The sequence below is a fragment of the Pseudomonas reinekei genome (assembly GCF_001945365.1).
Classification (GTDB): Bacteria; Pseudomonadota; Gammaproteobacteria; order Pseudomonadales; family Pseudomonadaceae; genus Aquipseudomonas; species Aquipseudomonas reinekei.
Map to the genome: position 1 here is coordinate 15067 of NZ_MSTQ01000003.1, position 24328 is coordinate 39394.

Annotated in this window: 17 protein-coding genes; 6 read left to right on the plus strand and 11 right to left on the minus strand. The window is 58.7% G+C overall.

The window, feature by feature from the left end; all coding sequences use genetic code 11:
• Positions 1 to 42 precede the first annotated feature (42 nt).
• The 4 genes from astD to BVK86_RS04770 form a co-directional block, all read right to left on the minus strand.
• Entirely contained in the window at positions 43 to 1512 is a 1470-nt protein-coding gene (gene astD, locus BVK86_RS04755; protein WP_167371497.1) for a succinylglutamate-semialdehyde dehydrogenase, read from the minus strand.
• Positions 1509 to 2534, minus strand: a complete 1026-nt coding sequence (gene astA, locus BVK86_RS04760; RefSeq protein WP_075945340.1) for an arginine N-succinyltransferase — start codon at positions 2532 to 2534, stop codon at positions 1509 to 1511. Before astA ends, astD begins: the two co-directional genes overlap by 4 nt.
• Before the next feature lie 73 nt (positions 2535 to 2607).
• Positions 2608 to 3627 carry an arginine/ornithine succinyltransferase subunit alpha gene (gene aruF, locus BVK86_RS04765; protein ID WP_075945341.1) on the minus strand — a complete coding sequence of 340 codons (1020 nt, stop codon included), beginning with the start codon at positions 3625 to 3627 and terminating at the stop codon, positions 2608 to 2610.
• Positions 3628 to 3856: 229 nt separating this feature from the next.
• Positions 3857 to 5077, minus strand: coding sequence for an aspartate aminotransferase family protein (locus BVK86_RS04770; protein WP_075945342.1), 1221 nt, complete (start codon positions 5075 to 5077; stop codon positions 3857 to 3859).
• A gap of 313 nt (positions 5078 to 5390) precedes the next feature.
• Here BVK86_RS04770 and BVK86_RS04775 point away from each other — a divergent pair, with 313 nt between their 5' ends.
• Positions 5391 to 10415: a dermonecrotic toxin domain-containing protein gene (locus tag BVK86_RS04775; RefSeq protein ID WP_075945343.1), complete on the plus strand. Its 5025-nt coding sequence runs from the start codon at positions 5391 to 5393 to the stop codon at positions 10413 to 10415.
• Between the two features lie 16 nt (positions 10416 to 10431).
• Here the strand turns inward: BVK86_RS04775 and argR are convergent, their stop codons facing one another.
• From argR to acs, 7 genes are all read right to left on the minus strand, one after another.
• A complete protein-coding gene (gene argR / locus BVK86_RS04780) occupies positions 10432 to 11412 on the minus strand; it encodes a transcriptional regulator ArgR (protein WP_075945344.1) in 981 nt (326 codons plus the stop codon).
• Between the two features lie 246 nt (positions 11413 to 11658).
• Positions 11659 to 12423 carry an ABC transporter ATP-binding protein gene (locus BVK86_RS04785; RefSeq protein ID WP_075945345.1) on the minus strand — a complete coding sequence of 255 codons (765 nt, stop codon included), beginning with the start codon at positions 12421 to 12423 and terminating at the stop codon, positions 11659 to 11661.
• Between the two features lie 23 nt (positions 12424 to 12446).
• Positions 12447 to 13559, minus strand: a complete 1113-nt coding sequence (locus BVK86_RS04790; protein ID WP_075945346.1) for a M14 family metallopeptidase — start codon at positions 13557 to 13559, stop codon at positions 12447 to 12449.
• Between the two features lies 1 nt (position 13560).
• A complete protein-coding gene (locus tag BVK86_RS04795) occupies positions 13561 to 14259 on the minus strand; it encodes an ABC transporter permease (RefSeq protein WP_075945347.1) in 699 nt (232 codons plus the stop codon).
• Positions 14256 to 14945, minus strand: coding sequence for an ABC transporter permease (locus BVK86_RS04800; RefSeq protein WP_075945348.1), 690 nt, complete (start codon positions 14943 to 14945; stop codon positions 14256 to 14258). The genes BVK86_RS04795 and BVK86_RS04800 overlap by 4 nt, the downstream gene beginning before the upstream one ends.
• Positions 14946 to 15037: 92 nt before the next feature.
• Positions 15038 to 15814, minus strand: coding sequence for an ABC transporter substrate-binding protein (locus tag BVK86_RS04805; protein ID WP_075945349.1), 777 nt, complete (start codon positions 15812 to 15814; stop codon positions 15038 to 15040).
• A 682-nt stretch (positions 15815 to 16496) separates the two neighbouring features.
• Positions 16497 to 18452, minus strand: a complete 1956-nt coding sequence (gene acs, locus BVK86_RS04810; protein ID WP_075945350.1) for an acetate--CoA ligase — start codon at positions 18450 to 18452, stop codon at positions 16497 to 16499.
• Between the two features lie 452 nt (positions 18453 to 18904).
• On the opposite strand from acs, the gene BVK86_RS04815 reads away from it, so the two are divergent.
• From BVK86_RS04815 to BVK86_RS04835, 5 genes are all read left to right on the plus strand, one after another.
• Positions 18905 to 19168, plus strand: a complete 264-nt coding sequence (locus BVK86_RS04815) for a DUF2790 domain-containing protein (RefSeq protein WP_075945351.1) — start codon at positions 18905 to 18907, stop codon at positions 19166 to 19168.
• Between the two features lie 547 nt (positions 19169 to 19715).
• Complete coding sequence (locus tag BVK86_RS04820) at positions 19716 to 20963, plus strand: ribonucleotide-diphosphate reductase subunit beta (RefSeq protein WP_075945352.1); 1248 nt, start codon at positions 19716 to 19718, stop codon at positions 20961 to 20963.
• A 356-nt stretch (positions 20964 to 21319) separates the two neighbouring features.
• Positions 21320 to 21883, plus strand: coding sequence for a BRO-N domain-containing protein (locus tag BVK86_RS04825; protein WP_408002946.1), 564 nt, complete (start codon positions 21320 to 21322; stop codon positions 21881 to 21883).
• Positions 21884 to 21999: 116 nt separating this feature from the next.
• On the plus strand, positions 22000 to 22713 hold the full coding sequence (locus tag BVK86_RS04830) for an HNH endonuclease (RefSeq protein ID WP_075945353.1): 714 nt from the start codon (positions 22000 to 22002) through the stop codon (positions 22711 to 22713).
• A gap of 174 nt (positions 22714 to 22887) precedes the next feature.
• A complete protein-coding gene (locus tag BVK86_RS04835) occupies positions 22888 to 24078 on the plus strand; it encodes a colicin E3/pyocin S6 family cytotoxin (protein WP_075945354.1) in 1191 nt (396 codons plus the stop codon).
• The last annotated feature ends 250 nt before the right edge of the window (positions 24079 to 24328 follow it).

A 24328-nucleotide genomic window follows, 5' to 3' on the forward strand; every position in this document is an offset into this window, starting at 1 on the left:
ACGACCCAATCACTGTGGGAGCCAGCCTGCTGGCGATGGGCATCACGCCATCTTCACGCCGGGCGTCAGGGCCGCAGGCAACACCAGGCTCGGGGTTTCCAGCGAGGCCACCGGGTAGGCGCAGTAATCCGCCGCGTAGTAGGCGCTGGCGCGATGGTTGCCCGAGGCGCCGACGCCGCCGAACGGGGCGCTGCTCGCGGCACCGGTCAGTTGCTTGTTCCAGTTGACGATACCGGCACGGCTTTCCAGCCAGAATTGCTGATAGCGCGCTTCGGAATCCGACAGCAGGCCAGCAGCCAGACCGTAGGCGGTGTTGTTGGCTTCTGCGATTGCCGCTTCAAAATCAGCGTAGCGGATCACTTGCAGCAGCGGGCCGAACAGCTCTTCGTCAGGACGATCGGCGACGGCGGTCACGTCGATAATGCCCGGGGTCAGCAGCGCGGACTGAGCCTGCGGCTGCGTCATCGGCAACAGCGCCACGGCACCATTGGCCAGCAGTTGTTCCTGCGCGTCCATCAGGGCTTTCGCAGCACCGAGGGACACCACCGAGCCCATGAACGGCGCCGGCTGTTGATCGAAAGCCCCGACTTCAATCGTCGAGCTGACCGCCACCAGGCGCGCCAGCAACGAGTCGCCCCAGGCGCCCTGCGGTACCAGCAAACGGCGAGCGCAGGTGCAACGCTGACCGGCCGAAATGAACGCCGATTGAATGATGGTGTACACCGCAGCATCGAGGTCAGCGACCTGATCGACCACCAGCGGATTGTTGCCGCCCATCTCCAGCGCGAGAATCTTGTCCGGACGACCGGCGAATTGCTGGTGCAGGTGGTTGCCGGTGCGGCTGGAACCGGTGAAGAACAGACCGTCGATGCCCGGGTTCGCCGCCAGGGCGATACCGGTTTCGCGAGCGCCCTGCAGCAGGTTCAACACGCCTGCCGGCAGACCGGCCTCGATCCAGCACTTGACCGTCAGCTCAGCGACTTTCGGTGTCAGTTCGCTTGGCTTGAACAGCACACTGTTACCGGCCAGCAGCGCTGGCACGATGTGACCGTTCGGCAAATGGCCAGGGAAGTTGTAAGGACCGAACACGGCCACCACACCGTGGGGCTTGTGGCGCAATACGGCGGTGGCATCGCCCAGCGGGCCGCTCTTCTCCCCGGTTCGCTCGCGGTAGCTCTGCACCGAGATCGCGATCTTGTTGACCATGCTGGTGACTTCGGTCGCGGCCTCCCACAGGGGTTTGCCGGTTTCTTCACCGATGGTGCGGGCGAGTACATCGGCGTTGTTTTTCAACGCAGCCGCGAAGGCTTCGAGCACCGAGATACGCTCTTCCAGCGTCCGACGCGCCCAGCCCGGGAACGCCTGACGCGCGGCTTGCACGGCCGATTCCACTTGATCAGCGGTGGCGCCGGTGCCGGACCACAGCACTTGCTGAGTCACCGGATTGAGCGACTCGAAGACTTCGCCCTGCCCGGCCAGCCATTCACCTGCAATATATAGCGACTTCATTATTTCGACTCCCGTGCAGCGGACAACGGAACGGCGCGCACTTGATCGCCGGCGTTGAGTTGAAGACGTTTGGCGGTCAACGGGTCGACCACCAGGGTGCCGGCGGCGAGACGTGCGGGTGCAGCCGTGATCCGGCAGTCTTCGCGCTTGCGGTTGTGAATGATGAACGGCGTGGCGTCGTCACCCGGCGTGCCAACGGCCAACACCAGCGCCTGGCTGTCGCGTACGGCGCGGATCTTGCCGGTTTCGCATTCGATGGCCGGGCCCGCGTCGAAAATGTCGACGTAGCCTTGATAGCTGAAGCCTTCGCTCTTGAGCATCGACAGCGCCGGCTCGGTGTCCGGGTGAACCTGACCGATCACGTTGCGCGCATCCGGCGACAGGAAGCAGGTGTACAGGGGGAATTTAGGCATCAGTTCGGCGATGAACGCCTTGTTGCCCACGCCCGTCAGGTAGTCGGCCTGGCTGAACTCCATTTTGAAGAAGTGCCGGCCCAGGCTTTCCCAGAATGGCGAACGCCCGGCTGCGTCGGACACGCCGCGCATCTCGGCAATGATCTTGTTGCCGAACAATTGCGGGAACTCGGCGATGAACAGCATCCGCGCCTTGGACAACATGCGACCGTTGAGGCCACTACGGAAATCGGCGTGCAGGAACAGCGAACACAGCTCGGAGTTGCCAGTCAGGTCGTTGGCCAGGAACAGCGTCGGTATCTCGCGGTAGATGTTCAGCTCTTGCGAAGCGCTGACCGTCAGACCGACGCGGAAGTTGTACCAGGGCTCGCGCAGACCGACGGCGCCGGCGATGGCGGAGATACCCACCACACGACCACCGTCATCTTCGAGCACGAACAGGTAGTCCGCATCGCCCCGCCCGGCTTCGCCGCGGAAAGTCTTCTCGGCCCAGCCGACCCGATGGGCCAGACGCTCTTCGTTGGCCGGCAACGTGGTCAGGCCGGTGCCGGTGCTACGGGCCAGGTCGATCAGAGCGGGTAAATCGCTGCTGCGTACGGGACGAACGATCATGCTATCTCCTCAAACGGGCCGCTTGCGCCGCCCGTGAAACTCGCTGCTTTCTAAGCATTCTTTAAAGCAGGCGTTAAACCGCCACCAGGCGCACGCTGGCACCTTCACCGACGCCCAGGGCTTCGGCGGCTTCCAGATCCAGGGTCACGGGTTTGCCCGGCGCGTAATCGAGTTCGAGCAATACCGCGCGGTAATCCTGCAACTGGGCGTTGGCGACCAGATACTGGCGGCCGACGCCTTTGACCGACTCACCGATTTTCACCGGCACCACACGGCTCTGGGCGATCGAACGGATCCCCGAGACGCGGGCGTGCAAGGTCGGGCCGCCATCGAAGATGTCGATGTAGTGATCGGTCTCGAAGCCTTCGCGCATCAGGATGTCGAAGGTGATCTGCGCCCGCGGATGCACCTGGCCCATCGCTTCTTGCGCGGAGTCAGGCAACAGCGGCACATAGATCGGGTAGTGCGGCATCAGTTCGGCGAGGAACGTACGGCTCTTCAGGCCGCACAAGCGCTCGGCCTCGGCATAGTTGAGGTCGAAGAAGTTGCGACCGATGGCATCCCAGAATGGCGAGTCGCCGTTTTCATCGCTGTAACCGACGATTTCGGTCACCACGGAGTCGGCAAAACGCTCCGGGTGGCTGGCGACGAACAGCAAGCGGCCACGGGAGTTGAGTTCGGCCCAAGGCGAACCCACCAGCTCGCGCTGCACATAGAAACTGGTCAGCAAGCTGTTGCCGGTCAGGTCGTGGCACTGCGAGAGCACATGGATCTTGTTGTGGATCTTCAGCTCGCGGGAGGCGTGCACGAACGTTTCGTTGCGGAAGCTGTAGAACGGCTCGGAATAACCGGCCGATGCCACGATGGCCGAGCAGCCGACCAGCTTGCCGGTGGTGCTGTCTTCGAGGACGAAGAAATAGCTTTCCTCACCGTTGAAACTGACTTCGGCAGCGAACGAGGCTTCGCTCGCGGCGATCTTGTCGCTCAGGCGTTCAACGTCATCCGGCAAGGAAGTGACACCAATCGGGCTATCCGCAGCCAGACGCTGTACCTCGCCCAGATCAGCCATTTGCGCGGGGCGCATCACCAGCATGGTGTCACTCCTTAATCTCAGAACTTACAGAAGAAAAAATCCCGGGCTGCCCCTGAAACAACTCAGAGTCAACTGTGGGAGCTAGCCTGCTGGCGATATCGTCCTGTCAGGCAACAATGATGTTGGCTATCAGGCCCTCATCGCTAGCAGGCTAGCTCCCACACGTTTGATCCAGCCCGAAACAAAAATTGGGTTCGACGCCTGAAGATGTCAGGCGTCGAAGGGTCTATCAGGCTTGCGTCAGTTTTGCGGCGGCGCGTTCGAAGCGGTCAAGACCGGCATCGATATCAGCGTCTTCCACCACCAGGCTCGGGGCGAAGCGAATCACGTCCGGGCCGGCTTGCAGAATCATCAGGCCTTCTTTTTCAGCGGCGTTGAAGATGTCCTTGGCCTTGCCTTTCCAGGCATCGCTCAGTACGCAACCGATCAGCAGGCCCAGGCCTCGCACCTGGGTGAACAGGCCGTACTTCTCGCCGATCTGCTCAAGGCGGGCCTTGAACTTGTCATGCTTGGCGTTGACGCCGTTCAGCACTTCAGGGGTGTTGATCACGTCGATCACGGCTTCCGCAACGGCGCACGCCAGCGGGTTACCGCCGTAGGTGGTGCCGTGGGTGCCGACGACCAGATGTTTGGCCAGGTCTTCAGTGGTCAGCATAGCCGCGATCGGGAAACCGCCGCCCAGGCTCTTGGCGCTGGTCAGGATGTCCGGAGTCACGCCGTAGTGTTGATAGGCGAACAGCTTGCCGCTGCGGCCCATACCGGTTTGCACTTCGTCGAACACCAGCAGCGCATTGTGCTCGGTGCATAGCTCACGGGCGCCTTGCAGGTAGGCCAGTTCGGCCGGCAGTACACCGCCCTCACCCTGGATCGGCTCCAGCACCACGGCACAGGTCTTGTCGGAAACGGCGGCTTTCAAAGCAGCCAGATCGTTGTAAGGGACGTGAGTGATACCGGTGATTTTTGGACCGAAACCGTCGGAGTACTTCGACTGGCCACCCACGTTCACGGTGAACAGGGTACGACCGTGGAAGCTGTTGAGCGCGGCAATGATTTCGTATTTTTCGCTGCCGAAGCGATCGAACGCGACACGACGGGCCAGTTTGAACGCGGCCTCGTTAGCTTCGGCGCCGGAGTTGCAGAAGAACGCGCGGTCGGCAAACGTGGCGTCGATCAGCTTATGGGCCAGGCGCAGGGCCGGCTCATTGGTGAACACGTTAGACACGTGCCACAGCTTGTTGGCTTGCTCGGTCAAGGCACCGACCAGCGCCGGATGCGCATGGCCCAATACGTTTACGGCAATCCCGCCGGCGAAGTCGATCAGCTCGCGACCGGACTGGTCCCAAACGCGGGAACCGGCGCCACGCACTGGAATGAAAGCGGCAGGCGCGTAGTTGGGAACCATTACCTGGTCGAAATCGGCGCGTTGTACCGCAGCGTGCTCAACGGACATCGGAGTCTCCTGAAAAGGAACACTCGCCTGAAACTGGCGAGCGATGAGGGGGATTGTAAGGACAGTTTTCAGCCCGGCCTTGCCGCCAAGCGACAACTTCTTATAGCGCAAACCCCGGATTTTCCCGGGTTTACGGCAATGCGACATATAGGGTCGCAAAGGCGCAGTTTAACTGGCGCTGAGCGTTTGCGGCAGGCTTGCTCCGTTGTAACCGACGCCGATTCGACGAGTGCGGTAAATATGTACCGCACACGATCCGGGTTCGCGCGCTTTCCTAGAGGCCTTATCAAACCTCGAAGACCACCTTGACCCCATGACGAACTCACAGACCACCCTGGCTTCCGATGTATTCAGGCCGGATGCGCACTATCAACACCTGATCAATGTCGTTCCACCCTGGTTGTGCCAGGCGACATCACAACGGCGTGAAGCGCTGAGCAACAGCACGCCAGGCATGCCGGCCAGCCTCAAAAGCGCCCCGGCCCATCAGCATGCGGAACTGGGCAAACTGATCACCCGCCATGTAACAAGCCAGAACCGGGTCGATCAGATGATGGCGAATCTGCAGAATCCGGCCGAATTCGCCGAACCTCTGCTGAAAGCCGAGCTCAAGACCCGCTTCGGCCTGGAACTGGACGTTCGCAATACCTTCCTGCGCCTGTACATCCCCGCCCACATCCCCTGGTTGCGCCTGAAATCAGGGGCCGCTCGCATCTGGACCGTGTCATTGCTGGAGGCGGTGCTGCACAACTTCGAAAGTGCCGAAACCGAAGCCGACGCTTTCGAACCCGTTTCGACTTACATCACCCCGCCTTCCACCAACGGGCAATTTCAAACCTTGCCGCAAGTCCTGGAAAAGATGCCCATCACAGCATTCACCCACCTGTGCCGGGAGTTGGACATCGGCCAACACTATAAAGCGTACCTGGAGGACAATCTTGGCATTAGTAATCCAGTGGCCTCGGCGCTACTGCGGCCGAAAATCCAGGACAGCCAGAAAAACGCGCTGACCGCCGCGTTGCAGATGGCACAGATGCAGAAGCTGCTGGGCAGTGATGTCCACCCACTGATTATTGGCCTGCTGGACAACCTGCCGAATCTACGCTTGCGCGGTCAGCCCTGGGGCTGTCATGAGCTGACGATCATGAATGCTCGCCTGACCGGGATCCTGCTGTTTGCACCGGAGCTGGAAAGCGCACGGGAAACAGTCAGGGTAGTGGCGTACATTCCTGACGACCCCGAACATCCGATCAAGGAATACCCCTCGTCCGCCGCCTTTGCCGAAGACTTGAGCCGACGTCTGCGCACCCCCGACTATCAACAGTTTTTCAGCCGCTTCATCGATCATGAGGATCGCGGGCACTTCTTCGCACAGTTGAACGCCCAGCTCGCACCCATCACCTGGCAACCGGTTCAGTCAGGCGATGCACGCCCGACCTGGCGCGAGTCGCCCAATGCGCGTGTCGACCTGCGCATCGCCTCAACGCCGATCAATGGGGACCTGTGGAATCATCTGTATCAATCCGCGCTCAACAAAATACTCAACGACGCTCGGGTCATCGCGGTATCCACCGCTACGGTCGACCAGAAAGCCCGCTGGGCACTCTGGGATTCTTTCACCGATATTGCCTCGACCCTGCTGAACATCGCGGCTTTTATCGCCCTGCCGTTCATACCGTTCCTGGGCGAGACAATGCTTGCCTACATGGCTTACCAGTTGCTCGACGAAACCTTCGAGAGTGTCGTCGACTGGACCGAAGGCCAGCGCCGCGAGGCATTCGCGCACTTGATGGGCGTAGTGGAATCCGCCGTGCAATTGGGCACATTGGCGGCGGGTGGCGTGATCGCGGCGGGAGAACTTCGCGCGGTTCTGCCCAAGGAAATCGTGGAATTCATGGACCGTTTCAATTCAGTGAAACGGCCGAACGGCCAAACGCGCTACTGGCAACCGGATCTCACCACTTACGAACATCCCGCCACTGCTCCCGAAGAAGTGGAACCGGATGCGCTGGGGCTGCTGCGTCATCAGGGCAAAACCCTGCTGGCCCTGGAAGGCAAACACTACGCTGTCAGTGAAGACTCAGTGACGGGCGAACATCGCATCGACCACCCGACCCGCACTGACGCTTACAAACCGGTGGTTAAACACAACGGCGCCGGTGCCTGGCAATCCGAACTCGACCAACCTCTGAATTGGGACCAGGCCACCCTGCTGCGACGCGCCGGGCCAGACATGCAGCGCTTTTCCGAAATCGAACGCGAACGCATGCTGACCATCAGTGGCACCCACGAAAACGTCCTGCGCAAGATGCATGTGAATGCCGGGCAAATACCACCGCTTCTGGCCGATACCCTCAAGCGTTTCAAGATCGACCAGGACATTCAAACCTTCATCGAGCAAATCGGCAGTGACCGATCGCAGATGTACCTCAAGGCCGACCCGGTTACCCAACTGGAATTGCTCAACGCCAACGGCTACTGGCCGCAAGGCAAAGGCCTGCGATTGACGAATGCGCAAGGCCAGACACTGTGGCAAAGCCCGGCACCGGATGCGCCGCGCCTGACCATTGATGTCACTCAGCTCAACGACGGCGACTTGCTCAAAACCTTCCTGCTGGCGCTGTCGGATGAAGAAGCAAGCACCTTGATGGGCGAAGAATTCGGCCTGCCCGCCCCTCGCCTCGACAGTCGTACCCGCAGCCTGCGCCAAACACTGGCGCAACTCGCTCAACGCCAACGCCAAAGCCTGTTCGATCAGCGTTACCGCACACTCGAACGGGGTGCGGTTGCAGCGGTACAAACCCTGATGGACGCCGAACCCGGTTTACCGAGCATGATCGCGGAAGCGATTGCAGCAACGGCCAACGACGTGGAACTGCAACAGCTCAAGAACGGCAACGTTTCCCCAAGGCTGGCGCAGCTGGGCGAGGAAGCCAGATTGCAGGTACGCGTGACCCGCGCGTATGAAGGGCTCGAGCTGCCATCGACCGAGGACAATATCGACACCGATTGCGTGGCCCTTCACTCGCTGGAAAACTTGCCAGGCTGGAGCGGACACGTGCACCTGGAAATTCGTCACTACAGCCCCGACGGGCGCCTGATCGACAGCCTGGGCAGCGTCGACGCCAGCGTGCGCAAAATACTGGTGCTCAACGCAGACGGCACCTATCAGGCGTTCGATCAGGCCGCAGAAGAACTCAGCGGATCGACCTCATTCTTTACCGGCCTGCTGCAGGCGTTACCGGACAGCGAACGCACGGCGCTGAACGTCCAAATCGGTGACGACAGCGGACTCAAACAACTGATTCGCCAACACACCGTCAGCCGCGAGGCACTGCGCGCATTGCTGGGTCGGCAGGTCAATATCAAGCCGGCCTACGATCCGAACGTCATGCGGCTGTTGGGCGGCGTCGATGGTTACCGACAGATGCCCCCGCGCACACCGCCCTTGCAAGCCCGTGTCCGGTCCTTGTTCCCGCATCTGTCCGACGAGGAACTCGATGCGTTTGTCGAGCGCCTGCAACAACACCCGACAGGACCACGGGCAGAACTGAGTCGCCTGATGGTTGAGCATTCGCGGCTCTACGACACCCTGCACCCCTGGTGCAACGATATTCCGCCCTCTATACCTGATACCCAAACCCGGCTCACACCGGAACAAATCACCGCCCAGACACACGCTCGAAGGCAGTTCATGATCGATTTACTGGAGTGTTGGCGGCTTCAATGGGCGCCCACGCAAAACGGATTCGCCACGACCGACTTCAATTTCTTCCAACCTATAATTGGCGAGCTGCCTGTGCTGAGTGCCGACTTCAGCCGTATTCAATTGCTGACAATGGATGGCTGTGGCGCCACACGGGGCACCGAGACGTTTTTGCGCAGCTTTACCGGATTGCGCACCCTGAAATTGCGATACTTCAACCTGGGTCGGCTTCCAGACGTGCTCGGCCAGCTTCAACTTGAAGAACTGATTCTCAGCGATTGCTCGATCAGCCTCAGCCCCGAGGCCCACGCCACGCTCGCCGCGCAGCATCAACTAATCACGCTGGACATGTACAACAATCCACTGGGCCGGGTGCCGGATGTCGGCAGCATGCCCAATCTGAATTACATCGACCTCTCGCGCACGGGTATCTCTGAGCTGCCCAAGGATTTGCTGTCGCGCCCACGCTTGCGCACGGCACTGTTCAACGACAACCGGATCGAAGACTTGCCCGCTGCCCTCTTCTCACTTCCAACCGGCGCTCAGGACGGATTCGACCTGGGCAACAACCCGCTGTCGACCGCAACCCGCGAACGCCTGAAGCACCACTACCTGATCACAGGTCAGGACTTCGGTATCTTTGCCGATGCGCAAGACCTGCGACGCACGCAAGCGCTTTATCCGATGATGGACCTGGAAGAGGCCAGCAAATTCGTTTATTCACTGCCCGGCACACTGGACGAGGGGCGAGCCGAACTGACTCGCCTGGAAGGCGAACTTGCCACCCTGGAAACCGAGCTGTCAGCCTGGACGGCTGATATCCCCGCTCTCCATCCCGTCACCCAGCAACCGTTCAGCGCGCAACAATTGCTGAACGAGCATTGGGCCCGAGACGAGTTCAAACAGGTTGTGCTGCGATGCTGGCGTCGGGAGACCGGGGCCGAAGACATGAGCGACTTATTGCAACCCAACTACGACTTGAGCGTGGACACCCACATTACCGGCGACTTGCCGACACTGAGTGCAGACTTCAGCCATGTCACGATGGTTTATCTGAACAGCGAAAGCGGCATGCCCATCGGCGTGAGCCCGTTCCTGGAACGCTTCCCGAAACTCAAGACCCTGAGCCTGCGCGATTTTCACCTGGGCGATATCCCGGAGGCGATTTTCCGCATGGGCGAGCTGACCTCGTTGAACCTCCCGGACTGCAACATCACCCTGACTGCACAAAGCGTCCTGAACCTGTCCGAGATGACGCGGCTGGACTTCCTGGACTTGAGTAACAATCCGCTGGTACTCGCACCGGATATCAGTCAGATGACCGAGCTGGCCACCCTGCAACTGGACAACTGCCACCTCACCGAGCTGCCTGCCGGCCTGTTGCAACTCAAAAGCCTGGACATCGCCAACCTGAGCGGTAACGAGATCACCCGAATACCCAGCGATATTCTTGAACTGCCGATGGAGGCTGCCGAAAGCATCGACCTGAGCGGCAATCCGTTCAACGAAGCCGGTTTGAAAATCCTGATCGAATACTTCAGGTTGACCAATATCGACTTCGGGGTTGAGGGCGTGATCGAGCGCGCAGAGCTGGAGGTGTCGTCTTCCGGAGAATCGGACCCCGACGAGTAACCCCGTCAGGCGCGGATCAACCGCGCTCCGACGGTACCGAGGACAACTCGAACGGACTGCTGCTGCGCCGCTGGTTGCGGTCTTCCCGCGGCGTGGCGCCGAAGAAGTTGCGGTAGGCGCTGGAGAAGTGTGGCCCCGAAGAGAAGCCGCACGACAGGCCGATCTGGATGATCGACTTGCTGGTTTGCATCAACATCTGCCGGGCCTTGTTCAAGCGCAGTTCCAGATAGTACTGGCTTGGCACGCGGTTGAGGTATTGCTTGAAGATCCGCTCCAGCTGCCGACGGGACACGCACACGTGCTGGGCGATTTCGTCGGTGGTCAGTGGTTCTTCAATATTGGCTTCCATCAGCAACACCGCCTGGGTGAGCTTCGGATGGCTGGAACCGAGGCGGTTCTGCAACGGGATGCGTTGGCGTTCACCCCCCTCGCGGATGCGTTCGACCACCAGTTCTTCCGAGACCGCGCCAGCCAGTTCCGCACCGTGGTCACGGGCCAATACCGCCAACAGCAAATCGAGCACCGACATACCGCCACACGCGGTCAGGCGATCGCGATCCCAGTCAAACAGGTGGCTGGTGGCGATGACCTTCGGGAAACGCTCGGCGAAATCGTCCTGCCAGCGCCAGTGCACGGCGGCGCGATAGCCATCGAGCAAACCAAGTTGCGCCAACGGGTACACACCGGCCGACAAGCCGCCGATCACGCAACCGGCACGCACCAGTTGCTTGAGCGCACTGCTGAGCGCCGGCGCCAGGGTGGTCGGTGGCTCGTCAGCGAGCAGGAACAGTTTCTGGAAGTTTTCGAGCTTGCCGGTCCAGGCTTCGCCGGGCAATTGCCACTCGCCTTCGACCGGTGGTTCGGCCTGCAGGAACGACAGTTCGTAAACGACGTCCGGATGCACACGCTGGGCAACGCGCAAGGCCTCCTCAGCCAGCGCAAGCGTCAGTGCTTTAGTGCTGGGCCAAATCAGGAAACCAATTCGATGGGCAGTCATGGCGGGCAATCCGAAACGAAGAACGGTGATGAAGGCATGGGCCAATGCTAGCCCGTAAATGAACGCAAATCTTCAAACCTTCACAGATCTAATGTGGGAGCTAGCCTGCTAGCGAACGCGATGGATCAGCCGACATCAGTATTGAATGTCACACCGCATTCGCGAGCAGGCTCGCTCCCACAGGGGATCGGGTCAGTCTCTAGACCGCGAAGCATGCACTATCCCGGTGCACAACGGCAGCCCTGATTACTTCAGGCTGCCCGACAGGAATTGCTGCAAGCGTTCGGATTGCGGGTTCACCAGCACTTCCCGCGGGTTGCCGCTTTCTTCGACCACACCTTTATGCAGGAACACCAACTGGTTCGACACTTCACGGGCGAAACCCATTTCGTGGGTCACCACGACCATGGTCCGGCCTTCCTGGGCCAGGGCTTGCATGACCTTCAGTACGTCGCCGACCAGCTCCGGGTCGAGGGCCGAGGTCGGTTCGTCGAACAGCATCACTTCCGGTTCCATCGCCAGCGCACGGGCAATTGCCACGCGCTGCTGTTCGCCGCCGGACATGTGGCCCGGGTAAGCATCTTTACGATGGGCCACGCCGACCTTGTTCAGGTAGTGCTCAGCCTTTTCACGGGCCTCGGCCTTGGAAACGCCCAGCACATGCACCGGAGCTTCCATGATGTTTTCCAGCGCGGTCATGTGCGACCACAGGTTGAAGTGCTGGAACACCATCGACAGGCGCGAACGCATGCGTTGCAGCTGTTTCGGGTCGGCGGCTTTCAACCCGCCGTCCTTGTTTGCCACCAGCTTCAACTCTTCGTTGTTGAGCAGGATCTTGCCCGCGTGCGGCTGCTCCAGCAGGTTGATGCAACGCAGGAAAGTACTTTTGCCGGAGCCACTGGAGCCGATGATGCTGATCACATCGCCAGCCGCCGCTTTCAGGGACACACCCTTGAGCACTTCGTGACTGCCATAGCGTTTATGCAGGTCTTGGACTTCAAGTTTGTACATGCGGTCGGTTCTCACAAAAACAGTCAGTCGTTGAGCAAGCGCCCGTGACGCAGCGCTTCGCGCCCCGCCACCTTGGCCAGCCAGAAACCGGGTTGGGCATAACGCAGCCGCTCAATGGCAAACAGCACCCCGGACGTACCAGCACACACCGTGCTGACCCGATCCGCCAGCGGATCGATCACTTCAAAAATCTCATCGCCCGCCTCAACCCATTCACCCGGTTGACGCAGGAAACTCACCACGCCGGGATGCGGCGCGAACAACAATTCCGTGCCTTCGAACGGCAGGCCTTCGCACGCGTCCTGTGCAGGTTTCGGCCAGTCGCCGCTGATCAGCCCTTGCTCGGCGAGGAACGCCAGAATGCCTTCGGCATACGCTTCGGTTTCAGCACGACCGGTGTCGGCCTGCCCCCCCAGCTCAAGGGTCGTCGCCAGGCACGCCAGTGGAATCTGCGCGTCCGGGAACAGACGCGACAAGCGCAGCCACGGCAGCGAACAGGCTTCGTCGAAGGAGCTGCCGCCGGAATCTTCCGCCAGCAGACCCACACGCACGTTCAGGTGTGCAGCCAGCGAACGCCACTGCGGCCAGTGCTGCGGCAAGGCGTACATGTGCAGCGCCGCTTCGGCATCGCAATGCAAGTCCAGCACCACATCCGCGGTGCAGGCATGGCTGAGCAAAATGCGTTGCATGCCCTGCAACTGGCTGCTGGCCGGTGGCAATGCAGCGAGATGATCTGCCATGGCCTGTCGGATCATTCGGATATTGGCGTGCGGATCATCGCCGAGGCTGTCGGCCAACGTAGACGCGACCGGCGCGCTCAGCTCGACGAAATCGCGATTGAAATTCTTGCCGCTGCCCGCCTCGAAACGCCCTTGATGACTGCCTTGCAGCAGTTGACCGAGGCCCAGTGGATTGGCCACTGGCACCAGTTCAATCACGCCGTTCAACAGGCCTTGGGATTCAAGTTCGGCCAGGCGTTTTTTCAGCGCCCAGGCGGTGCGCATGCCCGGCAGTTCATCGGCGTGGAGGCTGGCCTGGATGTAGGCCTTGCGTTCGCCACTGCCGAAGCGGAACACCGAAATCTGGCGCTCGCTGCCCAAATGGTTCCACGGCAATACATGATCGATGCGTTCCATATCAGTGCTTCCGCGGAGCCAGGTAGCCCAACCAGCGGCGCTCGGCCAGTTTGAACAGCTTCACCAGGATGAAGGTCAGGCACAGGTAGAACACACCCGCCGTGATGTACGCCTCGAACGGCAGATAGAACTGGGCGTTGACCGTGCGCGCGGCGCCGGTGATGTCGATCAGGGTCACGATGGAGGCCAGACTGGTGGTCTGCAGCATCATGATCACTTCGTTGCTGTACTGCGGCAGCGCCCGGCGCAGGGCCGATGGCAACAGGATGCGTTTGTACATCTTGAAGCGCGACATACCCATGGCCTTGGCGGCTTCGATCTCGCCGTTCGGCGTGGCGCGCAGGCTGCCGGCGATGATTTCGGCGGTGTAGGCGCTGGTGTTGATGGCGAACGCCAGGCACGCACAGAACGTGGCACTGGACAGCCATGGCCAGAGGAAGCTCTCGCGTACCGCCTCGAACTGCGCCAGACCGTAGTAGATCAAGAACAACTGCACCAGCATCGGCGTGCCACGGATCACGTAGGTGTAGAGCCAGGCCGACAGGTTGACGACCGGATTCTTCGAGACGCGCATCAAGCCCAGCGGCAACGCACACAGCAGGCCGAAAAACAGCGACAGTGCGAGCAATTTGAGGGTAGTCACCAGGCCGCCGAGATACAGCGGCATGGCCTCCCAAATGACGTTGTAGTCGAAGATCATAGATCAGCCGCCCTTACGCCTACCGAGTAGCGCTTCTCAAGGTGACGCAATGCCAGCAACGAGACACTGGTAATCACCAGGTACATCGCCGCCACTGCGAGGAAGAAGGTGAAAGGTTCGCGGGTGGCGTCTGCCGCCTGCTTGGCCTTGAACATCATGTCTTGCAGGCCCACCACCGAAATCAGCGCGGTGGCCTTGGTCAATACCAGCCAGTTGTTGGTGAAGCCAGGAATCGCCAGGCGAATCATCTGTGGCACCAACACCCGGAAGAACACCTGAAAACTGCTCATGCCATAGGCCATGCCCGCTTCGGCCTGCCCCTTGGGGATCGCCATGAACGCGCCGCGGAAGGTTTCCGACAGGTACGCACCGAAGATGAAACCCAGGGTGCCGATACCGGCAGCCAACGGATTGAGGTCGATGTAGTCGTCAAAGCCGAGCATCGGCGCGACGCGGTTGAGCAGGTCCTGACCGCCGTAGAAGATCAGCAGGATCAGCACCAGGTCGGGAATACCGCGAATCACGGTGGAATACAGATCGCCCAGCCAGGCCAGCCAGCGCACCGGCGACAGTCGCAGCGCCACGCCGATCAGGCCCAGAACGATGGCCAGGGCCATGGACGACAAGGCGAGCTGAAGCGTCAGCCAAGCGCCATCGAGGATGACAGCCCCGTAGCCTTTCAACATGATTCAGGTCCTCGAAAGTTGGGATGAAAAAATGGCGCAAACCTCAGAGATCCTGCTGCTTGCGCCATTTCGGACTTGTCGTTGCGACGTATTTACTTGCCGTAAATGTCGAAGTCGAAGTACTTGTCCTGGATTTGCTTGTACTTGCCGTTCTCACGGATGGCAGCGATCGCGGTGTTGATCTTGTCTTTCAACGCGTCACCTTTGCGAACGGCGATACCCACGCCATCGCCGAAGTATTTAACGTCGGTGAACGCCGGGCCAACGAAAGCGAAGCCTTTACCGGCGTCGGTTTTCAGGAAGCCGTCATTCAACAAGGTAGCGTCTGCCACGGTGCCGTCGAGGCGACCGGCGGACACATCGAGGTAAATTTCATTCTGCGAACCGTAAGGCTTGATCTCGGCACCCAACGGGGCCAGGACTTCGCGGGCGAAACGCTCGTGGATCGAACCACGCTGCACGCCAATGTTCTTGCCCTTGAGCTCGGTCAGGCCTTCGCTGACCTGAGTGCCGGCCTTCATGACCAGGCGAGCCGGGGTGTTGTAGTACTTGTTGGTGAAGTCCACGGACTTCTTGCGGTCTTCAGTGATCGACATGGACGACAGGATCGCGTCGATCTTGCGCACTTTCAGTGCCGGGATCAGGCCGTCGAACTCTTGCTCGACCCACACACACTTGACCTTCATCTCTTCGCACAGGGCGTTGCCGATGTCGTAGTCAAAACCAACAATGCTGCCATCCGGTGCTTTCGAAGCGAACGGAGGGTAAGCCGCTTCGATACCGATCTTCAGAGGTTTTTCGTCGGCGAAGGTCGGCAGGGACAGCACGGAGGCAAGTGCCAGGGCGCCAAGCAGCACGAGTTTCTTCATGTTGGGACTCCATCGGTAAAGGGCTGAAACGGCAGAGTGAGCATTAGCCCAATATGCGAATGAGTGGAACCGCAAAGCAGTGCTGCGTCCTGGGAAGCAGATGTTGAAATTCAACACCTGCAACGACGAGCGAGTGATCGGCATTCTAACGACAGGCCCGAAGCCGATATTTCTTCAATGCGACAACTAATTACAGATGCACCGAGAAACCCGTTTGGGCACGTTGACACCCCTGCAAAATCATGCAAGAGCAAAAGACAGTGAACCGATCTATGCTGCAAATTGCGGGCCTATTATTGGCAAAGCCTTCTAATCCGGCAAGCTTGGCGTTGGTTCTTATTTTTTGCGGGTGGTTCTAAAGCCCTGATTCTGGGCACGGCGTTTCCCAATGCCCCGGATCGGCGCGATGCGGTTACACATTCAGTAACCGGAAAGATCGGGGGGTAACAGTAGGAAGCGTCCCACAGAGAAGCCGATAATTATTGGCCCATGCTTGATTGCTGACTGACAGACCGCCATCGCTAGCAGGCTAGCTCTCACAGGTTTTGGGATTACCGCAAATCCTTGTGGGAGCTGGTTTACCAGCGATGCGGCCAGCCCAGCCAACACAAGACCCTCAGCCACAAAAAAGCCCCGCCAGGCTCAACACCTGACGGGGCTTTCTGTGACGCGGTATCAGCGCTTACGCCACATTCATCGTCTTGTGCGTATCAATCAAATGCTGCACCACACCCGGGTCGGCCAGGGTGGAGATATCGCCCAACCCATCGTACTCAGCCGTCGCGATCTTGCGCAGAATACGGCGCATGATCTTGCCCGAACGGGTTTTCGGCAGGCCCGGCGCCCACTGGATGACATCCGGCGAAGCGATCGGACCAATCTCCTTGCGCACCCAGTTTTTCAATTCCAGGCGCAGCTGCTCGCTCGGCTCTTCACCATTTTTAAGGGTGACATACACGTAGATGCCCTGCCCCTTGATGTCGTGCGGCACGCCGACCACAGCGGCCTCGGCGACTTTCGGGTGCGCGACCATCGCGCTTTCGATCTCGGCCGTGCCCATACGGTGGCCGGACACGTTGAGCACGTCGTCCACGCGACCGGTGATCCAGTAGTAACCATCGGCATCGCGACGGGCGCCATCACCGGTGAAATACATGCCACGGAAGGTCTTGAAGTAGGTATCGACGAAGCGGTCATGGTCGCCATACAGCGTACGCGCCTGGCCTGGCCACGAATCGAGAATCACCAGGTTGCCCTCGGCCTCGCCTTCGATGATGTTGCCGAGGTTGTCCACCAGGGCCGGCACCACACCGAAGAACGGACGTGCCGCAGAACCCGGCTTGAGCGCGTGCGCGCCCGGCAGTGGGCTCATCATGTTGCCGCCGGTTTCGGTCTGCCACCAGGTATCGACGATCGGGCAACGGGACTTGCCGACATTCTTGTAGTACCAGTCCCAGGCTTCCGGGTTGATTGGCTCACCCACCGAGCCGAGCAAGCGCAGGCTGCTGCCATCGGCGCCTTCAACAGCGGCGGTGCCCGAAGCCATCATCGCGCGGATCGCGGTCGGCGCGGTGTAAAGGATGTTGACCTTGTGCTTGTCGACAATCTTCGCCACCCGGGTGATGTCCGGATAGTTCGGCACGCCTTCGAACAGCAACGTGGTCGCGCCATTGGCGAGTGGGCCGTAGACGATGTAGCTGTGGCCGGTGACCCAGCCGACGTCGGCGGTGCACCAGTAGATTTCGCCCGGGCGGTAGTCGAACACGCGCTCGTGGGTCATGGCGGCGTACAACAGATAGCCGCCGGTGGTGTGCTGCACACCCTTCGGCTTGCCGGTGGAACCTGAGGTGTAAAGGATGAACAGCGCTTCTTCGGCGCCCATCTCTTTCGGCGCACACACGGTGCCTGCCACTTTCATCAGGTCTTCGTACCAGATGTCGCGATGCTGGTTCCACTTGATGTCGCCACCGGTGCGCTGGCACACGATGACTTTCTGGATGCTGCTGGTTTCCGGGTTGGTCAGGGCGTCGTCGACGTTGGCCTTGAGCGGGATTTTCTTGCCGGCACGAATGCCTTCGTCGGCGGTGATCACCACTTTCGACTTGCAGTCGATGATGCGGCCGGCCAGGGCTTCCGGCGAGAAACCGCCGAACACCACCGAGTGAATCGCGCCGATCCGGGTACAGGCCAGCATGGCGACCACGGCTTCGGGGATCATCGGCATATAGATCGTCACCACGTCGCCGCGGTGAACGTCCTGGCCACGCAAGGCGTTGGCGAATTTGCAGACTTGTTCGTGCAGTTCGCGGTAGGTGATGTTGCGGCTCTCGGAAGGGTCATCGCCTTCCCAGATGATCGCGATTTGATCGCCGCGCTCGGCCAGATGACGGTCGAGGCAGTTGTAGGAAACGTTCAGGGTACCGTCGGCGAACCATTTGATGTCGACATGGTGATCGTCGAAGGAAGTCTGCTTCACCGTGGTGAAAGGCTTGATCCAGTCGAGGCGCTTGGCTTGCTCGCGCCAGAAGCCGTCCGGGTTGACGACCGACTGCTGGTACATGGCCTTGTAGGTCGCCTCGTCGGTCAGCGTGTTGGCCAGAACCTCGGGACGAACGGGATACAGGGAAGCCGCACTCATCTTTCTTACCTCGGTGGAATAGTTGTTTTTGTATGGCCCCGTTGTAGCCCGGGCCGGGCCTATAGAACCATTCGACGATGGTAGTAACAAGGCCCTACAAAATGTCGTGAATACGAATTCCAGCGACTTCCTATCGCCCCCGAACCCTGCAGGAGCAGGCGTGCCAGCGATGACGGTCGACCTGACACACCGCGTCGCCAATATCGCCAGCAAGCCGGCGCCCACAGGTGGTTTTCAATGATTGTTACGAAAACTGTCAAAGGTGTTTATCAAAAGCACGCCTGTATGAATGTAACCCCCACGCCTAAAATTCGCTTCGCCAACCCGGCAACCTGAGTTAACCAAGTTACAGCCCCCACGAAGGCAGTTAACCCAAATCCAAGTCGTTAGATCCACACGCAACCCCATAAAGGTTGCGTGACCCCACTCGACCTCAGAAAGGTATATTTCAGATGAAAGCTTTATTGGTTCTGGCCCTCAGCAGTCTGTGCGCAACCGCCATGGCAGACGAGGTTCAGACTGATGTCGCGCAGCAAAAACCGGCTATCGAGGAATACACTTACTCGATGCACCTGGACATCGCCAAAGTTGTCTCCATGAGCGAAGTCCCCAATATCTGTGAAGTTGTCCCGGCGAAAATGGAATACGACGACTCTAAAGGTCAGCGGCATATCCTGCGTTACAGCGTCATGGGCAATGGCTGCTCCAGCGGCTGATTCAACTGCACCGGATCGGCTCATCCAAGCGTTTGCCGATGGACGATTTCAGCCCGGCTCCGGTCGGGCTCAGTTGTGTTTGCAGTCGTCGAAAAGCACTCCGAAACACAAGATGTAGTGAAAAACGCCATTTTTTGACTGTTTTTTGAGCAAATCCGGATTCGAGCACAATTAACGAAAAAAAATCTTCACCCGCCAAAGCCCTGTAAACCCTCGCTCTGACCGAAAAACCTGCCCTCTCGTCCGCTCCATGCGCGGATTCGCCCCACCACGACCGTAAAAATTTCCCTATAATGCGGCCTTAAACGGGCCTGCAATATCCCCTTACAGGGATGAATAGCCAGTCTGAAGCCCCGCAGCAGCATTCGATGCTGATTGCGCCCATCAGAGGCTCTCGGAACCCCGTACAAAATTCTGTTTTATTGCCTGCCTTGGCTGGTGCAAAAAACGATTCCTTTAGATCCAACGCGGCCAGTACGGCCGTGTGAAATACCGACTAATCAATTTCACACGGGCAATCTGGCCCTCACGCAGGAGACGACACGTCATGCTGAGCTGGGACGAATTCGACAAAGAAGACACGGAAGTTGCAGTCAAGAGCGCTAACGCTGGCCACGCCACCGAAGCCAACATGGACCGTCTCGACAGCGCTGGCGGTGCCGCCGCCCTTGAAGCCCGTGCCGTAACCGCTGCTGACTCTGCCGCTGTTGCCCGTGCCAAGGCTGCCCTGGACTCCCTCGACGTCGCCGAAGGTCTGGCCGAACTCGAAGGCGCCTCCGCCCGTGTCGCCGTTGACGAAAAGCGCATGATCAACTGCCGCGCCGACCTCAACCAACTCGTGCCATTCAAGTACGACTGGGCCTGGCAGAAGTACCTGGATGGCTGCGCAAACCACTGGATGCCGCAAGAAGTCAACATGACCGCCGACATCGCCCTCTGGAAAAACCCGGAAGGCCTGACCGACGACGAGCGCCGCATCGTGATGCGCAACCTCGGCTTCTTCTCCACCGCCGACTCCCTGGTTGCCAACAACCTGGTCCTGGCCGTGTACCGTCTGATCACCAACCCGGAATGCCGCCAGTACATCCTGCGCCAGGCCTTCGAAGAGGCGATCCACACCCACGCCTACCAGTACTGCATCGAATCGCTGGCCATGGATGAAGGCGAAATCTTCAACATGTACCATGAGATCCCATCGGTCGCGAAAAAAGCCACCTGGGGCCTGAAATACACCCGTTCGATCTCCGATCCGAAGTTCGAAACCGGCACCGTCGAAACCGACAAGGAACTGCTGCGCAACCTGATCGCCTACTACTGCGTTCTGGAAGGCATCTTCTTCTACTGCGGCTTCACCCAGATCCTCTCCATGGGCCGCCGCAACAAAATGACCGGCGTCGCCGAGCAGTTCCAGTACATCCTGCGCGACGAATCCATGCACCTGAACTTCGGCATCGACGTGATCAACCAGATCAAAATCGAAAACCCACACCTGTGGGATGCCGAAATGAAGGAAGAAGCAACCCAGATGATCCTGCAGGGTACTCAGCTGGAGATCGAATACGCTCGTGACACCATGCCTCGCGGCGTGCTGGGCATGAACGCAGCGATGATGGAGGACTACCTGAAGTTCATCGCTAACCGTCGTCTGTCGCAGATTGGTCTGAAGGAAGAGTACCCAGGGACGACTAACCCGTTCCCTTGGATGAGCGAGATTATGGACTTGAAGAAGGAGAAGAACTTCTTTGAGACTCGGGTTATTGAGTATCAGACTGGTGGTGCGCTTAGCTGGGATTGATTCCAGAGCTCGCCGCGATTTGACGACTTGAATCGGCAAATCGAAAATCAAAAAGCCCCGATCTGATCGGGGCTTTTTTTATGGAGTGGGAAAATTCTTACTCGCGCTCTCATCAAATGCAAAAGCGCCTACAGCAATTCCAGATTTATCGGCATTGATCATCATTCGAAGCGTCTCTAAGCTCTATGCAGGTGCCTAAGAAACGCCCAACGTAGAAGCTTATCCCCTCACACAAAACGCATGCTGGCATTGGCCATACATGCGCAACTCCGTGAGAGGAACAGGCTGTTGGGGATTCAAAGGCCCTCTACGTCGGGTTCGGGCCCTCTTCAATTTCGAACGTAGAGGTAAAGGAAATGTCTACAGAAATTCCAGTCCGATCAGTCATCCCTGATCCCTATATCCCGACAACTTTCAACCGCCACAATCTCTTCCTTCACGCTCTCCTCCTTGAAGACCAACCATGGTTCTGTGCCCGCGATATCGGCCGCTTGATGGGTGTCCATCTGAGTGATCGGATGGTCAGCAAACTCGACAAAGATCAGCGTCGTGCTTTGTGGATTGAATATTTTCGGCAACCCCAAAAACAGCTGATGCTCAGCGAATCCGTTGTCTATGCGCTGTTGGTGTATCACTACGTTCCTGGGAATCGCTTGCTGCGTGAGTGGTTGACCCACCAGGTGGTGCCGGCCTTGCGCGATGCGGAGCAATCTGAAAATTCGGATCGACCGATGTTGAGCCTGTTGGATTGGCCGGAGATGTCGTTGAGCATGCTGCATTGGCAGGATGAAGGTTGGATTCGGCTGCGGGACATGCCGTATCTGTTGCACGATCAACCGCAGCGACGGGCGACAGTATTGAAGCCGTGGTGGCGAAAAGTAGCGGGGGTGTTTCAGTCGTCGAAGCATTCGATGGGTTAGGTGCCGTACCTATAGGACCGCCTGCAAGAATCCTCGCTTCTTTGCGTAGGAATTTTCGTAGACAGTCGTAGTTGTCACTCAGTATCGTCCGAGGGTATTTAACCCTCGGCGATTGTATGGATACGGAAAAGAGCAACGGCGATTGGAGTGAGGTAGAAATTCAGGCTGCGGTGGATGCCTATCTCAGCATGCTGTCTCGCGAGCAGAACGGTCAGGCGATCAACAAGGCTCATGAAAATCGCGTACTACGCGAGGGTGTTTTGGCAGGTCGCACTAAAGGTTCTGTTGAGTTTCGTATGCAGAACATTTCTACCGTGCTAGTCGAACTCGGGCGTGATCGCATCGTGGGCTACAAACCCGCCAAGAATGTCGGCGCTAATGTCACGAAGAGCATCCGTGAAGCACTCAATGCTCCAGGCCCTTTGACTCCCGAAGACTTCGCCCCGACAGCGGACGAGGCGACGCTAGAGCAGCGAGCTGCAAAGCTTGAGCGCCAACCGATTAAAGTCGTGCCGAAGGGGATTGAGAAACCACAGCAGACTCAGTCCAGCGGAAAGTCGTATGTCCGCGATCCTGAAGTGAGAGCGTGGGTTCGCCAACAAGCTGAAGGTAAATGCGAGGGGTGTGGCCAACCTGCCCCGTTTGAAAAGTCGGGAAACCCGTTTCTTGAAGTTCACCACGTTAAGCATTTGGCACAGGAAGGTTCAGACCGTCCCAGCAACGCTGTAGCGCTATGTCCGAACTGCCATCGACGGTGTCATCATTCGAGTGATCGAGATGAGTTCACTGCTTTGCTTTATGCAAAGGTGAAGCGGTTGAAACCCGAATAAGCGTGCACCGTAAATCCGTGGCGACGGAAAAAGATCACTCTCCACAATCCTGAGAAACAAAGACATTTCCTAGCATCATTCAAGAACCATCCTACTGCCACACTCTGTCCCGTTCGCTAACGTCGCGCAGCCCTTTCACAGGGCTGCCGATGGACGAACGCACAAGGACAGTCAGTGGCTGGCAGCAAAGACATTCCCAGGGTTAAAAACCCGCCGACAGGTGACGGCCATCACGTCACCTACCGCTTCATGACGCCCAGCGAACTGGCCCAGCGCGAGGCTCGGCAAAACGCCTACGAGGCCATGCTCGCCAGGCAAGACGAATACATGCGCAAGCGCCAGGTTGCCGAAGTCGAACAGAAACCGGTTCACGTCGGATGCGTCTTCGCCAAGTCCTGCAAGTTGCCGGACGCGGTTATCAACTACTCCAATCCTTCGGGGATGGTGCCCACCGACAGCCTGCAGGACTACGGCGAAATCGCCTGGCTCGGGGCTCGCGAGGTCGACAATGGCGGTCTGCTGAATTTGCAGACGGTCAGCGGCTCTACCCTTTCACTTGGCATTGGCCAACTGGCACTTCGCGCTCCCACCCTCGTTGCTCCGGCGATAGGCGCTGTAGTTTCAGTAAGTGCAGTTACTACGGCTGTATTGGTCGGCCTGGTCGCCGTGTTCTGGACGCCCAGCCTCGGCGACAGCGCCCTCTACAGCGAAGACCAACTCCGATCCCTTAAACAGGCCCGCACTCGCGTGCGCCTGCATATCGAACAGCAAGCCGACGGCACCCTCAAGGGTTACGGTTTCTACACCGGCAATAACCGCGATTGGGAAATGGTCGATGTCGTGCAGATCGCTTTGCGCGAGAGCCAATACGTCGCAGACCTCGGCGAAGGCATCGAACTGATTTGGACCCCGGCTGAAGACGGCTCCGACATTCTCGGCATCCCCAAACTGGAAGCTGCTCCGCAGGCGCCGCATATCTGGGTTTACCCGCCGACGAAACAGGCTGACAACATCATCGTGCATCCGGTTTATCCGCCTGAGTACAAGGATTTCATTCTTGTGTTTCCGGTGGGGTCGTTGGTGAAGCCGGTTTATATTGTGGTGAGCGTTTCTCATAAATACCACTCAAAACCGAGCGTACTACCCGCATTCCCAAGTGCAAAATGGGCACCACCCAAAACACGTATGAAGGGTGGCGGTTTACGCCCTCGCTGGAAGGATGGCTCCGGTACGATGTATGAATGGGACTTTCAGCATGGTGCATTGGAGAAATACAACAAGCGAGGAAAACACTTAGGTGAGTTTGACCATAACTCAGGGGCTCAGACCAAACCAGCAGATCCGACACGGAGAATAGAACCTTGAAGCACACAGTAATGGGCGTACGCGATGGTGATGATTTCGCGTCATATGAAAAAACACTCCCAATTCTCAGCGGTGAGCTAGCTGCATTAATGGACTGGAAAACTGAAGAAGATTACGTGTACGACTACAAACTGACAGAAAAACAAATCAACGAAATCGAGAGAATTTGCGCAATATCACTCCCACACAACCTGACTCTATTTTTGACCTGTAGTGATAATTAAAACTCAACTTTAAACTACAAGGCTAA